The 15,835-nt window shown below is 67.8% G+C and carries 10 protein-coding genes and 1 pseudogene; 10 read left to right on the top strand and 1 reads right to left on the bottom strand.

What is annotated here, in order from left to right:
- Positions 1-804 (bottom strand): annotated as a pseudogene (locus tag ALLO2_RS26135) (glycosyltransferase family 2 protein); the annotation flags it as partial.
- Positions 805-2,192: 1,388 nt separating this feature from the next.
- On the opposite strand from ALLO2_RS26135, the gene ALLO2_RS00510 reads away from it, so the two are divergent.
- The 10 genes from ALLO2_RS00510 to cas2e all read left to right on the top strand — a co-directional run bounded on the left by ALLO2_RS00510 (position 2,193) and on the right by cas2e (position 15,789).
- Positions 2,193-4,274, top strand: coding sequence for a glycosyltransferase family 2 protein (locus ALLO2_RS00510; protein ID WP_232234811.1), 2,082 nt, complete (start codon positions 2,193-2,195; stop codon positions 4,272-4,274).
- Between the two features lie 308 nt (positions 4,275-4,582).
- Positions 4,583-5,818, top strand: coding sequence for an acyltransferase (locus tag ALLO2_RS00505; protein WP_232234810.1), 1,236 nt, complete (start codon positions 4,583-4,585; stop codon positions 5,816-5,818).
- Between the two features lie 256 nt (positions 5,819-6,074).
- Entirely contained in the window at positions 6,075-8,963 is a 2,889-nt protein-coding gene (locus ALLO2_RS00500) for a CRISPR-associated helicase/endonuclease Cas3 (protein ID WP_035729005.1), read from the top strand.
- Between the two features lie 362 nt (positions 8,964-9,325).
- Positions 9,326-10,978: a type I-E CRISPR-associated protein Cse1/CasA gene (gene casA, locus ALLO2_RS00495; RefSeq protein ID WP_011434494.1), complete on the top strand. Its 1,653-nt coding sequence runs from the start codon at positions 9,326-9,328 to the stop codon at positions 10,976-10,978.
- Between the two features lie 26 nt (positions 10,979-11,004).
- Positions 11,005-11,625 carry a type I-E CRISPR-associated protein Cse2/CasB gene (gene casB / locus ALLO2_RS00490; protein ID WP_011434495.1) on the top strand — a complete coding sequence of 207 codons (621 nt, stop codon included), beginning with the start codon at positions 11,005-11,007 and terminating at the stop codon, positions 11,623-11,625.
- 78 nt (positions 11,626-11,703) lie between these two features.
- The gene (gene cas7e, locus ALLO2_RS00485; protein ID WP_035729003.1) at positions 11,704-12,858 is read left to right on the top strand and encodes a type I-E CRISPR-associated protein Cas7/Cse4/CasC; all 1,155 of its coding nucleotides are present in this window, start codon (positions 11,704-11,706) and stop codon (positions 12,856-12,858) included.
- Positions 12,855-13,685 (top strand): type I-E CRISPR-associated protein Cas5/CasD, encoded by an 831-nt coding sequence (gene cas5e / locus ALLO2_RS00480; protein WP_011434497.1) that lies wholly within the window; start codon positions 12,855-12,857, stop codon positions 13,683-13,685. Before cas7e ends, cas5e begins: the two co-directional genes overlap by 4 nt.
- Before the next feature lie 7 nt (positions 13,686-13,692).
- Positions 13,693-14,520, top strand: a complete 828-nt coding sequence (gene cas6e, locus ALLO2_RS00475; RefSeq protein ID WP_011434498.1) for a type I-E CRISPR-associated protein Cas6/Cse3/CasE — start codon at positions 13,693-13,695, stop codon at positions 14,518-14,520.
- A gap of 1 nt (position 14,521) precedes the next feature.
- Entirely contained in the window at positions 14,522-15,514 is a 993-nt protein-coding gene (gene cas1e / locus ALLO2_RS00470; RefSeq protein ID WP_035729000.1) for a type I-E CRISPR-associated endonuclease Cas1e, read from the top strand.
- Positions 15,511-15,789, top strand: a complete 279-nt coding sequence (gene cas2e, locus ALLO2_RS00465) for a type I-E CRISPR-associated endoribonuclease Cas2e (protein WP_011434500.1) — start codon at positions 15,511-15,513, stop codon at positions 15,787-15,789. Before cas1e ends, cas2e begins: the two co-directional genes overlap by 4 nt.
- The last annotated feature ends 46 nt before the right edge of the window (positions 15,790-15,835 follow it).

Genomic DNA, 15,835 nt, shown 5'->3' with positions numbered 1-15,835 from the left:
GGTGAGGGTAGTGCCGGCCAGCGCGATGGCCAGGAGTGCGAAGACGACGTGGGTCGGGTCGAGGCCCAGTGTGAACAGTGTGCTGTAGATCCCGAACGGGAGTCCGAGGCAGATCGCGGTCGAGACGACGATCTGGACGGCGTCGGACGGCCGCAACCGTGTGTGCAACGGGCGCCCGGAACGTCGCGGCTGGTTCTCCGCTGGTTCCATCTTCGGGTCGTAACAGACGGGGACCATGTCGAGCTGCCCTGCGGCGAGCCCCATGGCCAGCCGGGCCCGCCGCAGGGCGGTGGCATCATCGATGGTGTCGTCCACCTGGACGAACCCCGGAACGGGGGTGACCCGCAGACGCTCGCCGTTGACGGCGAAGTCACAGCTTGCGACCGTACGCACGATCTCGCCGAACGCCGCTTCGGCGGAGCGGCCCGGCCGCGTCGGCAGGACGACGACCACCTCGCCGGGGCGGCCCTGGCCGATGGCGGAGCCACGCCACCGATGCAGATCACCTGCCAGGGCGGCGACCTGATCGAGTAGAGACAGGCAGGCGCCCGGAGCGAGGCGCTCGCGCAGCCGGCCGAACTCGGCGATGTACAGAAGGCCGACGACGCAACTCCGGCCCGTCGATCGAGTACGGCTCCGGGCCTGCTGGACGGTCGCGATGGCGCGATCGTGGTGCTCGTGATGGTAATGCCGTCGTCCTGGCACCCGCATGACCCGCCGCCATCCGGATCCATCCGGGACGGCGAGGTCACTCGTTCCCGGATCCAGATCCACCACCACGTACTCCGGCGGCGGAACTGCCATGTTCGGTGTGTTGATCCCCCCCGGCGTCGGCCTTTCAGCGACCGTTTCAGCGAAATTCGCAGCCATGAACTGAACTCTCGCTAGATTCGCCGGATAATTCTAAGTCTTTTTGGTGTAGGGAGTCGTGGGAGTCGGGGCAGCACTCCTCTCTCCTGGCCGGAAGGTAAATACCTGGGAGAGTGATTCTCTACTGGTTCAGCTTTATCGTGGCCGACACCATACCAGTCGGGGTTCGGGTGTCTGTTGGTGGGCCGTGCGCCAGGGGGAGACGATACGTTGCGTTAGCGGCATGCGAGTTAGATTTAACGTTCTGTTCATCCTTTGCGGTAATCATTCTTACCCACGCGGATCGCGGACGATTCAGCGTCCGCGATCTCTGCGGGAACGGCGATAGGACGCGGCTGGACACGGCTGGACACGGTCGGGCATGACCGCGTGCGACCGGGCACGGAAAAGGCTCCCCGTTTCCGGGGAGCCTTATGTGCGTATGGTGTTGGTGAAGTTGCGCCATGCAATGAACAGTCTGAGGTCCGCGCTCTTCCCGCAGGTAGCGGCCATGATGGCGCCGCACCTGGTGACACTGTTGATCACGGGAGTGACCAGTCCGCCGAGCGGACAGGGGGTGCGATCTGTCAAGCTCGTAGCGAACGAAGCACGTCGAGGATCGGCGGTGGCGCGGGGCCGATCCTGCCGATCGGCAGGATCGGCCCCGCGCCACCGCCGATCCTCGACGTGCTTCGTTCGCTACGAGCTTGACAGATCGCACCCCCTGTCCGCTCGGCGGACTGGTCACTCCCGTGATCAACAGTGTCACCAGGTGCGGCGCCATCATGGCCGCTACCTGCGGGAAGAGCGCGGACCTCAGACTGTTCATTGCATGGCGCAACTTCACCAACACCATACGCACATAAGGCTCCCCGGAAACGGGGAGCCTTTTCCGTGCCCGGTCGCACGCGGTCATGCCCGACCGTGTCCAGCCGTGTCCAGCCGCGTCCTATCGCCGTTCCCGCAGAGATCGCGGACGCTGAATCGTCCGCGATCCGCGTGGGTAAGAATGATTACCGCAAAGGATGAACAGAACGTTAAATCTAACTCGCATGCCGCTAACGCAACGTATCGTCTCCCCCTGGCGCACGGCCCACCAACAGACACCCGAACCCCGACTGGTATGGTGTCGGCCACGATAAAGCTGAACCAGTAGAGAATCACTCTCCCAGGTATTTACCTTCCGGCCAGGAGAGAGGAGTGCTGCCCCGACTCCCACGACTCCCTACACCAAAAAGACTTAGAATTATCCGGCGAATCTAGCGAGAGTTCAGTTCATGGCTGCGAATTTCGCTGAAACGGTCGCTGAAAGGCCGACGCCGGGGGGGATCAACACACCGAACATGGCAGTTCCGCCGCCGGAGTACGTGGTGGTGGATCTGGATCCGGGAACGAGTGACCTCGCCGTCCCGGATGGATCCGGATGGCGGCGGGTCATGCGGGTGCCAGGACGACGGCATTACCATCACGAGCACCACGATCGCGCCATCGCGACCGTCCAGCAGGCCCGGAGCCGTACTCGATCGACGGGCCGGAGTTGCGTCGTCGGCCTTCTGTACATCGCCGAGTTCGGCCGGCTGCGCGAGCGCCTCGCTCCGGGCGCCTGCCTGTCTCTACTCGATCAGGTCGCCGCCCTGGCAGGTGATCTGCATCGGTGGCGTGGCTCCGCCATCGGCCAGGGCCGCCCCGGCGAGGTGGTCGTCGTCCTGCCGACGCGGCCGGGCCGCTCCGCCGAAGCGGCGTTCGGCGAGATCGTGCGTACGGTCGCAAGCTGTGACTTCGCCGTCAACGGCGAGCGTCTGCGGGTCACCCCCGTTCCGGGGTTCGTCCAGGTGGACGACACCATCGATGATGCCACCGCCCTGCGGCGGGCCCGGCTGGCCATGGGGCTCGCCGCAGGGCAGCTCGACATGGTCCCCGTCTGTTACGACCCGAAGATGGAACCAGCGGAGAACCAGCCGCGACGTTCCGGGCGCCCGTTGCACACACGGTTGCGGCCGTCCGACGCCGTCCAGATCGTCGTCTCGACCGCGATCTGCCTCGGACTCCCGTTCGGGATCTACAGCACACTGTTCACACTGGGCCTCGACCCGACCCACGTCGTCTTCGCACTCCTGGCCATCGCGCTGGCCGGCACTACCCTCACCNCCTACCTGGAGCAGTTGTCGGCGCTCGAACCGGAGAAGTGCCCGGACGCGCCCGCCGCGCCGTTCCCGGCGGCGAGCGCCATCATCGCCGCGTATCTGCCGAACGAGTCGGCCACGATCGTCGACACGGTCAAGGCGTTCCTCCGGCTGGACTACCCGGGTCCACTACAGATCATCCTCGCCTATAACACTCCCCGATACCTGCCCGTGGAGGAGACGCTCGCGCGGATCGCCGATTCCGATCCCCGTTTCATCCCGATGCACGTGCCGACCAGCACCTCCAAGGCGCAGAACGTGAACGCGGCGATGCCAATGATCACCGGTGAGTTCGTCGGTGTCTTCGACGCGGATCATCATCCGGCACCGGACGCCTTCCGGCGGGCCTGGCGGTGGCTGTCGCACGGGGCCGCGGTCGTCCAGGGGCACTGCGTGATCCGGAACGGAGAGGCATCGCGGATCAGCCGCACCGTCGCCGTGGAATTCGAGTCGATCTATGCGGTGAGTCATCCCGGCCGGGCGAGGATGCATGGTTTCGGGATCTTCGGCGGGTCGAACGGCTACTGGCGGACCGACCTGCTGCACCAGACCCGTATGCGCGGGTCGATGCTGACCGAGGACATCGACGCGAGTCTGCGCACCATCATGAGCGGTGAGCGGATCGTCGCAGACCCGGAACTGGTCTCCTACGAGCTGGCGCCGACGACGATGTCGGCGTTGTGGCGGCAGCGGTTGCGCTGGGCGCAGGGTTGGTACCAGGTCTCCCAGCGGCATCTGTGGAAAGCCGTCGGCTCACCCGACCTCACCGCCCGCCAGAAACTCGGCCTGCTCTGGCTGCTGGGCTGGCGCGAGATATATCCGTGGCTTTCGCTGCAGATGTATCCGCTGATCGTCTTCGGTCTGCTGCNCCCGCAGTCCGGGCACGGTTTCCGGTTGAACGTCTCCCTGTACGTGGTCGCCACACTCTTCTCGGCGATGGCGGGCCCGATCCAGGCGTTGTTCGCGTACGCCCTCGCCGACCCCACGATCCGCCGCCATCGGAGTTGGTTCGTCCAGTTCTGCCTGATGAACATCGTCTACAGCGAGTTCAAGAACGTCATCGCCCGGCTGGCACCGGTGAAGGAGCTGCTGCGGGAACGCGAGTGGCACGTGACCCCACGCGCCGTGCCGCAGCCCGACCCGGTCACGCCGGACGGCGCGACCGCACCTCCAGCTGGCTCCGCACCTCCAGCTGGCTCCGCGGCGGGCGGTGTGGTCCCTTACCCCGAAGCCAGGTCATGACCACACCAGGCGGACCTCGAAACATCGTGCCGAGGTCCCGGGTTCTGCCCGCGCCGGCTCTCCCGTCCTGGTGGGCGCAGCCCCCGCCGCCGCCGCCGGTGCCGCCGCCGCCGGTGCCGCCGCCGCCGGTGCCGCCGCCGCCGGTGCCGCCGCCGCCGGTGCCGCCGCCGCCAGTGCCGCCGCCGCCAGTGCCGCCGCCGAGAGAGCGGCCGACCGTGCCGGTCCGGACCTCGGCCCGGCCGCGGGCCGGGGGGGTGGGTATCACCGGAGAGAGCGGAGGGAACCGCCGCGGTCGCCGACGGACGACGGTGGGCGATCCCAGGCTCGAGCTGGTCGACCTGGGCGGGTTCCGCGGCGTGGCGGCGATCTCAGTGATCATTTTTCACGCCTATCAGTTCTGCCGCGGGGATGGCAACACGCCGTACGCGGGTACGTTCCTCGGCCAGGTCCTCGGCGCCTTCGACGGGATGATCAGTTGGTTCTTCCTGGTCTCCGGGTTCCTGCTGTATATGCCGATGGCGAACCGGGTCAGGGCCGGCCGGACCCAACGGTCACCCAAGAACACGCTCATACGTCGTGGACTGCGGATTCTTCCGCTGTACTACACGGCGCTCATCGTCGTGTGGGCGGCGCGTAATCCCACTCTGCCCGGCGACTGGATCGACCTGGTCGAACACCTGACCTTCACCCAGGTCTTCGACAGCAAGCGGGTGTTCTACACGATCGGCCCGGCCTGGTCGCTGGCCGTCGAGGTCTACTTCTATCTATACCTCGCCCTGGTCGCCGGCTGGCTGCGGCGGCAGACTCATCGACTACCCGAGGCGCATCGCTNGCGGCGGCTCTGCCTGCCGCCGGTCCTGCTGATCGTGGTGTCCGCCGTCTGGATCGTCTATGCGGTCTACATCGTGCGGGCTCAGCACGACCAGTGGGCGTACTGGTTCTCGCCGCAGAACTATGCCGGCAACTTCGGCCTCGGAATGATCACTGCGGTTCTCTATGTCCGATGGGGTCGGGAGCGGCCGTTGCCCGCCCTGCTCGCGTGTGCGTTGCGGTTTGTCGCCGCCGGGCTCATCATCGCCGGCGCGCTGGTCCGGGGGCACACCGCGGCATCGTTCGAGGCGTTCTCCACGCTGAATTCAATCGGTTTCGGTGTGCTGTTCGCCGCATCCGTGCTGGCACCCCGCGACACGCTGTGGCGCCGGTTCTTCGCCACCCCGGCATTCGTCTGGCTCGGCATGATCAGCTACAGCGTGTATCTGTGGCATGAGCCGATTCTGCTGCTGGTGCTGGACCGGCACGGGCTGGTCAGTCATGCGCCGTCGGCGTTTCCGTGGGTGGCCGCCATGCTGGTCACGGTCGGCGTCCTCGGTGGATGGATCAGCTACGTCGTCCTGGAGAAACCGGGCCGCCGGCTGTCCATCCTGGTGGAGAAGCTCCGCCGCACCCCGGTGTCCGCCTCGGTGTCCCCCGCCTTGGTGTCCCCCGCCCCGGTGTCCCCCGCCCCGGTGTCCACCCCGGTGCGACCGGCACGGCCAGTTCCCTGACGTGGCGTGGCGCAGGCTTCCCGGTCTGCGCCGGCTGCGCTACGTGCGCCGGCCGCGCGCGGATCGTCTCCCGTTGGAGGCCCCGTCGTCCCCGCAGGCGCGGGGATCTTTCCAGTGATTTCCTGTCTTCAGGGCTGGGAGAACGCACAGCTCAATAATCAGTAAAACGAATCAGGCAAGCCGTCAACAGCATTTCTACGACGGCCGATGTCACGTCCAAGCCCCCATGAACGGGCTCATTTCGCAAGGTGCTTGAATGGGGCTGTCCATTATATCTGGGATGGGAGTCTTCATGGATGATGAGTTCTTCGGTATGATATGGGGGAAGTCGGCGGAGAAGGCGGGGGGATCGATGCACCTGCTCCTCGGCCATCTTCTGGATACGGCGGCGGTGGGCGAACTTGTCTGGGATCGTTTCCTCGCATCCACCATTCGGGATCGTCTGGATGATTGCAGCGATGGTCGCGGGCGGTCTCTGTTCGCGCTGTTGTGCGGCCTGCATGATGTCGGTAAGGCCACGCCGGCCTTTCAGATGAAGGACGAGGGTTTGGCGCAGCGCGTTCGGGCTGCCGGGCTTGGCTGGCGAGGGGTGACTCCTCAGCAGGGCCGGCAGTGGCATCACGCGCGGGCGGGGGCTGTCATCGTCCGCAAGTATCTCCCGCAGGTCGGTTGGAGTCGGCCGGGGTGTGACTGGGTGTGGCCGCTGGTCGCGGGCCATCACGGCCTGATACCGGACCGTGGCCGTCTTGTGCACAAGCCCGCCGTCCACGGCGCCGGACCGTGGCTCGACGTCCAACGTGCGTTCGTCGACCGGGTGGCCGGCGACCTCAACGTTGACCTGGCTTCCTTTTCGGAGCTGCGAACACCATCCCGCGGAGGTCAGCTTGCCCTATCCGGGATGATCATCATGGCAGACTGGGTCGCGAGCGACAAAGAGCATTTCGGTGGGCTGTCGGATCTGGCGGAGATCTCGATGAAGGGCTCGCGGGAGCGTGCACAGCGAGCCTGGGCACAGTTGGGTCTGCGTGGCGGGTGGCGCTCCGACCGGCCCGCACCCGGCAACCAGTCTGACCTGGTGCACCACAGATTCGGTAAGCCAGCCCGGCCGGCGCAGCGCGCCGCGGTCCAGGCCGTGCGGGAAATGCCCGGCCCCGGGCTACTGATCCTGGAAGCGCCGATGGGTGAGGGGAAGACGGAGGCGGCGCTCGCCGCCGCGGAGGTACTGGCCGGCAAGGTCGGTGCGGATGGGGTGTTCGTCGGAATGCCGACGCAGGCGACGAGCGATCCGATGTTCAGCCGGGTCCGCGGCTGGCTCACCGCGGTGGATCCCGAGGTTCCGATCGGCCTACTGCACGGCCGGGCTCGTTTCAACAAGGAGTGGGCGGCACTTCGGTCGCAGGTCCGGTTCGTCGACGTGCATGACGATCTCGACGAGTATGGGATGGCCGACGATTTCGGTACGGGTACGAGCGGCCCGGGTCGTCGCGACGCACCGCTGGCGGGCGCCGCGGCGGCCGCGGNGNGGTTCTTCGGATCGAAACGGGGGTTGCTCGCTGCGGTGACGGTCGGCACGGTGGATCACCTGCTGCAGGCGGCGACCCGGACGAAGCATGTGATGCTACGGCACGCCGGCCTGGCCGGCCGGGTCGTCATCCTTGACGAGGTACACGCCTACGACGTCTACATGGCGCAGTTCCTGTTCGAGGCGTTGCGCTGGCTCGCCGACACCGGCGTGCCGGTCATCGTTCTGTCCGCGACGCTGCCGCCGGTACTGCGTGCACAGCTCGCCGGCGCCTATCTGCAGGGCGCCCTGCAGCGCCCCGATGTCGACCTCGCCGATCTGCCGCGGCCCACCGGCTACCCGAGCACCACCGCGGTGTATATGGCCGACGGGAAGCCCCGGTTTTCCGTGACGTCCCAGTCACCCTGGCGTGAGTCCGTGCCCGTTGCGGTAGAGATCCTGGCAGAGCCCACCGACTTCGCCCCGGTGAGCATCGCCGCCGCTGTCTCGGCGGAGGTGAGCGAGGGCGGCTGCGCTCTCGTCGTGTGTAACACCGTCCAGCGGGCCCAGGTCGTCTACGCCGAGCTGCGGACGACGTTCGGTGATGACGTGGTGCTGCTGCACTCCCGGTTCACCGCAGCCGAACGCGCGAGCCGTACGGAAGACGTCGTGGACAAGCTCGGCCCCCCCGGACGGGAGAACGCCCAGGACCGGCCCGCGCGGCTCGTCGTCGTGGCCACCCAGGTGGCCGAACAGTCGTTCGACGTCGATGTGGACATCCTCGTCACCGATCTCGCCCCCATCGACCTTCTGCTGCAACGGGTCGGCCGGCTGCATCGGCATGACCGGCCGACCGGGCAGCGACCGGCCCGGCTTCGCGACCCGAAAGTGATCGTCAGCGGTCTGCGGCTGCCCGACGGGGCTGTGCCACTCTGGCCCGCCGGTAGCCGGGCCGTGTACGGGGATCATCTACTGCTGCGCTCCGCCGCTCTCGTCGCCGAAGCCGCCACGGGTGGTGGATGGTCGATTCCCGCCGACGTGCCCGGCCTCGTCGCTCTCGGCTACGGTGATGAGCCTCTCGGTCCGGCGCGCTGGGCTGATGCCGCGGCCGAGGCCAGGCAGGAATGGGAGGCCAAGGAGCGTCGTCGCCGGGTGAACGCCACCGGATTTCTGCTTTCCGGCGAGGACGGTCTGGGCCTGACCACGCTCGAGGGTCTGCACGACAAGGCGACCGCGCCGCTGGAAACCGAGGAACGCCTCACCGCGGTCGTCCGTGACAGCGACGAGTCCGTGGAGGTCGTCCTCGTCCGCCGCGGACCGGCCGGGTATCTCACGCTCGCGGGCCGATCGCTCGGGCACATCGGCGAAGTTGCCGTGTCTGACGACGCGGTCCTCGAAGAGGTCGTCGGAGCCACCATCCGCCTGCCCGCGAACAAGGAGATCACCGCCGCGGCGCATGCCGAACTGACTCCCCTGGCCGGCTGGGACGGCGACTCCTGGCTCCGCCGCACCCGCGCCCTGATTCTCGACGATCGCATGTCGGCGATCCTCGGGGGGCGACACCTGACCTATGACAACAAGCTCGGGCTGAGCCTCGCGCCTCGACCGGCTGCTGATACTCGACCGGCTGCTGGTAAAGGGTGAACTGCCGGACCGGGGCAAGGTGTTGATCTTCTCGGCGCTCAAGATGGGACGGCTGACTCCCATGCTCCGAGACAAGGCGAATCCGTGCAGATATACCGGTTCACCCCATACGTCACTGTATGTGCTACTTTCGGTGCGAGGCGGGAGCATGGGCACCGTTCGGCCAGTTATCTGGTCGCCATGGGTTAGGAGATCCTTGATGTGGCGACGCCAGATGTCCATCTCCTAGCAGGAGCCGCACGATCGGTAGCAGCCGACGTGCCGCGCCGTCGCGGTCGACCAAAACTGTCGGTGGCCCTTGGTACATCTCGGCTGAGCCACCGACGGTCGGCGCAGGCCGGGGCCTACGAACGGGGGAATGAGTGAACGGTTTCAACCTGATCGATGGGCAATGGATCCCAGTGATCAAGCGGGGGCGGCGCCTGGAGGTGGGGATCAGGAAGGCGCTCGTCGACGCTCACACGATCGACGGGCTGGCCCTTGATGATCCGCTCGAAGCCGTGGCGGTGCTGCGTCAGGTCCTGCTGCCCGTCGTCCTGGACGTGTTCGGCGCCCCCCGTACCGACGAGGAGTGGTCACAGCGGTGGGAGGCTGGCTGTTTCGACCGGATTATCAGGAAAGATCGGGCTGAGGATGAGGAGGGCATCGAGTCGTATCTGATCCGACAGGCGGCACGATTTCATCTGTTTCATCCGACGGCTCCGTTTGCGCAGGTCGCCGGGTTGCGGACCGCGAAGGACGAGACGAAGCCGGTGTCGCTGCTGGTTCCGCGGCTGGCCTCGGGGAACAATGTTCCGCTGTTCAGTTCCCGGACCGAGAACGACCCGCCGAGCCTGACGCCCGCTGCGGCGGCACGGGCGTTGCTCGCAGCCCATTGCTGGGACACCGCCGCGATCAAGACCGGAGCGGCGGATGACCCGAAGGTCAAGACGGGGAAGACGATGGGGAACCCGACCGGGCCGCTCGGGCAGTTCGGGATCGTCCTGCCGCTGGGTGAGACGCTCTTCCATACGCTGATGCTCAGCATCCCCGTCCTGCGGCACGGTCTGCGGCAGAAGGACCGGCCGCAATGGAGATCCGAAAGCAGCGCCACCTCCCGCTGGGAGACTCGCGCCCCGGAAGGGCTACTGGATCTGCTGACCTGGCAGTCGCGGCGGATCCGGCTCGTGCCCGAGGCAGACCCGACGGCTGTCGAGGATGTCTCGGTCCGACGGGTGGTGCTCACCGCCGGTGACCGGCTCACCGGATCGGTGCACGCACTCGAACCGCACACGGCGTGGCGGCAGGTTGACAAGCCCAAAGCCGACGAGCCGCCGGTCCGTCCGGTGCGGCATCAGCCGGGCCGGTCGGCCTGGCGCGGGCTGGAGGCTCTGCTGACCACAACGCCCTTGTCGAGTGACAAAGTGTTCGCGCCGACGGCGCTGTCGCAGCTCGCCCGGCTGCGTGACGACGGCTATGTCCCCGATGATCTGCCACTGCAGGTACTGACCGTCGGGGTGAAGTACGGCACGCAGTCGGCGGTGATCGACGAGGTAATGGCCGATGAGATTCCCCTCCCGGTCACCGCGCTGGCACGGGACTCCGCGGTCCGTGAGACCGTGCTGGCGGTGGCGGCCCAGGCCGAGAGCCTGCGGATCGCCGCCAACCGTCTCGGCGACGATCTTCGTGAGGCTGCCGGTGCGACGGACAAGCTGCCGTGGGACAAGGGCCAGCGGCTCGGAGAAATACTGATCCACAGCTTCAATCCGACGGTGCACCGGCTGCTAGCCGGGTTGCAGCAGCATCCGGAGGACGCCAAGCGGGCCGAACTTGCGTGGCGGATCCTCGCTCGGCGGTTGGCGTGGGAGGTCGTCGACCCGGTGTTGTCCGCTGCCGGTCCTGAGACGTTCCTGGGCCGCGATCCCGGTGAGCCGTTCGGCGCCCGCCTCGCCGGCGCCGAGATGTCATTCCGGCGCACGCTCAACGACGTGCTCGGCAAGGACGAGGACAACCGGCTTGCTCTGGCCGCCGCCTGATTCCCACGACCCGTCAGGAAGGTCTGATGACCGAGGTAACCGCGGCGCCGTCCGCATCGTCCACATCATCCGAGACGACATCGCCACGCGAGACGACATCGCCACGGCACTTCTGGGAACGGGACCATAAGGGCGACCGGCCCGACGGGGCGGATTTGGCCGTGTTGCGCCGCGGTGTTGGCCGCGAGCCTGGCAGCGTCCCGGAGATGTGGCGCTACTACTCCACGCTCACCGTCGATGGCCGCAGAACCTGGTCCCTGACCGCGGAGCACGTCGCGCTCACCTTGTTCGCGGTGCACCAGCAGTCCCTGCCCACTGCGGCGTATCAGCCTGGCATCGGGCTCGGCGAGGCTGCTCTACGCCTGCGTAGCAGCGACAAGTTCAGTCCTGAGGCGGTCGACCGGCGGTTCAACGCCGTGGCCACCGCCACCACCCTGGACGAGGCCGCCTACCACCTGCGTGGTCTGGTCCGCCAGTTCCGCCAGGTCCCCGTCGGTCTCGACTACACCCAACTCTGGCGGGACCTCATCGCCTGGCAGACCCCCGAGCGGATCGGCGACGTACGCCGCCGGTGGGGAGCCCAGTACTTCTACCGGCCCCCGAAAGACAAAGCCGCTACCCCGGCCGCCGCGTCCGGCACTTCCTGATCTTCCGTCTAACCTCCGGCGTTGCCTCCGCGCACCGGGGCTTTCCCGTCCTGACCCAGCAGAAAGAGGCATCTACCAATGCGCTGCTACATCGACGTCCACATCCTGCAGACCGTCCCTCCGTCCAACCTCAACCGAGATGACGCCGGTACCCCGAAACAAGCCGTCTATGGCGGGGNGAAGCGGGCCCGGGTGTCGTCCCAGGCCTGGAAGCGGGCGACGCGAACCGCCTTCGCCGACCACATCGATCAGGCCCAGCTCGGAACACGCACCAAGCGGATCTCCGCGCTGCTCGCGGAACGGCTCGCAACCCGCTGCGCGCTCGACGCGGAAACCAGCACCCGGATCGCCACCAGCCTTCTGACCGCTCTGAAGATCAGTGCGGGGAAGAAGGCGGCGGAGACCGCCTATCTGCTGTTCTTTGGCCGTCCCCAGCTCGAACGGCTCATCGACCTCATTGTCGAGGATGTGCCGCGCCTCGCCGATCTCAGCGACGGCGATCTGCTCGCCGCGGTCAAGGATGTGCCTGTCCTGGCTACTCTCGGCAGCGACCATCCGATCGACGTCGCGCTGTTCGGGCGGATGGTCGCCGACCTGGCGTCGTTGAACGTCGACGCGGCCACCCAGGTCGCGCATGCCCTGTCCACCCATGCCGTCGACGTCGAGTTCGACTACTACACCGCCGTTGACGACCAGAACGCCAAGGACGAGACCGGCGCCGGGATGATCGGCACGGTCGAGTTCCAGTCCGCGACGCTGTACCGGTTCGCCACCGTCGGCCTGCACCAGCTCGCCGAGAACCTCGGCGGTGACATCGAGGCGACCGTCGAGGCGCTACGGGTGTTCCTCACCGCGTTCACCACCTCCATGCCGACCGGCCATCAGAACTCCTTCGCCCACCGCACCGTGCCGAACCTGCTCACCATCGCGATCCGCCCCGACCAGCCGGTCAACCTTGTCTCCGCGTTCGAGAAGCCGGTACTGCCCCGTGGCCGGGGCGTCCTCACCGGATCCCTCGAGCAGTTCGCCATCGAACTCAACAGCGCGTCGACGCTGTGGGGCCTCCAGCCCGACATCCTCGCCTCCACCTACCGCGCCCCCGACGACACCAACACCAACACCGACACCACGGCGATGATCGTCAAGGCGCTCGGCGAGCCGAAGCCGTTCGACGAGGTTCTCGACACAGTGGTGGCTGCCGCCCGCGACCGGCTCATGAGCAGCGTCCGATGAGCCAGGACCCGCCCCGCCACTGCCTGGTGCTGCGCCTCGCCGGCCCCCTGCAGTCCTGGGGTTCCCGCAGCATGTTCAACCGCCGCGACACCCTCACCGAACCGACGAAGAGCGGGATCATCGGGCTGCTCGCCGCCGCCCAGGGCCGCCGGCGCACCGACCCGATCGAGGACCTCCTCAGCCTCACCCTCGGGATCCGCACCGACCAGCCCGGCACCCTGCTGCGCGACTACCACACCGTCAGCGACTACCGCGGCCGGCCGCTACCCTCCGCCGCGGTCAGCGCGAAAGGCCTCCAGAAACCGACGTCCCCGGCGAAGCACACCCACGTCACCGAGCGGTTCTACCTGCAGGACGCCGTGTTCGTCGCCGCCCTCGCCGCACCCGAACCGGTGCTCACCACCCTCGCCGACGCGCTGCGCACCCCCGCCTTTCCCCTCGCGCTCGGCCGCCGCGCCTGCCCGCCGACCCACCCCCTCCTCCTCGTTCCCGACAGCGAGCCGGACGCCGCTTTGTGGTCGGGCAGCGCCCTGGAGGTCCTGCGGCAGGTGCCGTGGCAGGCCCGCCCCGACCACCGCGACGCCCTCGCCCGGCGCAGGCCACCCCGCCTCCGCCGCATCGACCTACCCGTCACCGTTGACGACCCAGACGGGGACGACGTCCGGATCGACCTGCCGACCACCTTCGATCCCCACCAGCGAGGGTTCACCAGCCGCCGGGTCCACCAGAGCTGGGTCCACCTCCCACCCCCCTACGAGCTCACCGACGCCGACAACGTCGAGGGCACCACCCCGCACCACGATCCTTTCGCGATTCTCGGATGGTGACCGGACCATGACCTACCTGTCCCGGATCTGGCTGAACCCGCTGCGCACCGGCGCCCAGGCGCTACTGAAGAACCCCCAGCGCATGCACGCCGCCGTCCTCGGCGGGCTCAGCCGCCAACCCGTCACCGAACGGGTCCTGTGGCGACTGGAAACCGGTGAAGGCCTCCGTGGAGCAGACCGACCGCACCGCGCCGAAGTCCTCGTTCTCACCGAATCCACGCCGTCCTGGGAGCACCTCATCGAACAGGCCGGCTGGATCCACACCGACGAACCCCAGGTCCTCGTCCGCGACTACCAGCCCCTGCTCGACCGCCTCCACACCGGCCGCGAATTCCGCTTCCGGCTGCGCGCGAACACTGTCAGCGCCACCCGCACCCCCGACAATCCCTCCCCTGCCCAGAAGGAACACCTCGCCGCCCCCCGCCCCCGCGGTGTCCGCGTCGGCCACCGCACCGCCGCCCACCAGACGACCTGGCTCACTGACCGCATCGACCGCTGGGGATTCACCCTGCTCACCACCGCCGACCTCGATGGCCCCCGCAACCAGCCCGACGGCCCCCGCAACCAGCCCGACGGCCCCGGCGACACCGACGAGCCGGCCCCCGCGCTACGGCTCACCGCCCGCGAACGCCTCACCTTCCCCAAGAAAGCCAAGAACACCGAGAAGACTGGCCGCCGCGTCGTCCTCAACACCGCCACCTTCGAAGGCGCCCTGCGCGTCACCGATCCCGCCCGCGCCCGCGCCACTCTCCTGCACGGCGTCGGCCCTGCCAAGGCCTACGGCTGCGGGCTGATCACCCTCGCGCCCCTGCACACCGAACAGGCCGGCCGCTGACATGTGGTGGCTGTCCAATCCGCAGGACCTGCACCGCGTCGAGGACCGCGTCTCCANGCTCTACGTCGAGAAATGCCACGTTGACCGCGACGACAACGCCGTCGTCCTGGTCAACAAGGAACGCACCGTCCGTGTCCCCGCCGCGTTCGTCGCCACCGTCCTGCTCGGTCCCGGAACCCGCATCACCAGCGCCGCCGTGCGCCTGCTCGCCGACTCCGGCACCGCCCTGTGCTGGGTCGGCGACCGCGGCGTACGCATGTATGCCGCAGGACTCGGACCCAGCCGCGGCGCCGGCCTGCTCATGCGCCAGGCTTACCTCGTCACCCGCACCAGCGAACGCCTTGACGTCGCCCGCCGCATGTACGCCAAACGCTTCCCCGACGACGACGTCACCACCGCCACCATGCAACAACTCCGCGGCCGGGAAGGCGCCCGCATCAAAAAGATCTACCGCGATCACGCCACCCGCACCGGCGTCACCTGGAACAAACGCGTCTACACCCACGGCGACCCCTTTGCCGACAGCGACGACATCAACCGGCTCCTGTCCGCCGGACACAGCTGCCTCTACGGCATCTGCCACGCCGCCATCGTCGGCATCGGCGCCAGCCCCGCCCTCGGATTCGTCCACACCGGAGCCGCCACCTCCTTCGTCCTCGACATCGCCGACCTGTACAAAGCCGACTACACCATTCCCCTCGCCTTCGACCTCGCCGCCGCCGGCCTCACCGACGAGCGCGACATCCGCACCGCCTTCCGCGACAAAGTCGCTGACGGGCACCTCATGGCCCGCATCATCCACGACATCAAAGACCTCCTCATCGAGGAAGGAACCCGAGATAACGACGAGGACGCACTCCACTTGTGGGACGAGCTCGACGGCCACGTCCCCGGCGGCGTCAACTGGGCCGCCGACCTCGCCGACCAGACCGACGACACCACCATCCTCGGTGTCACCGGACCCGACACCGACCAGCCACCCCCACCCTGGTGACCGTCATCGTCCTCATCGCCACCGCCGACGGCCTCCGCGGCCACCTCACCCGCTGGATGATCGAAATCTCGGCGGGCGTCTTCGTCGGCAACCCCAGCGCCCGCGTCCGCGACCGGCTCTGGACCCTGCTCTCCCAACGCGTCGGTGACGGCCAAGCCATCATGATCGAACCAGCCACGAACGAACAAGGCTGGGCCGCCCGCACCGCCGGCCGCAACCGCACCCAGCCCGTCGACTACGACGGACTGATACTGTTTGCCCGATCTCGCCGATAAACCCGCAGGTCAGCAAGTGTCGTCCCCGCACGCGCGGGGATCTTCC

Origin of the sequence: Frankia sp. Allo2 (assembly GCF_000733325.1) — a bacterium.
GTDB classification, from domain to species: Bacteria; Actinomycetota; Actinomycetes; order Frankiales; family Frankiaceae; genus Frankia; species Frankia casuarinae.
The sequence above is the reverse complement of the archived record's forward strand: the minus strand, read 5'-3'. Positions and strand labels throughout refer to the sequence as shown.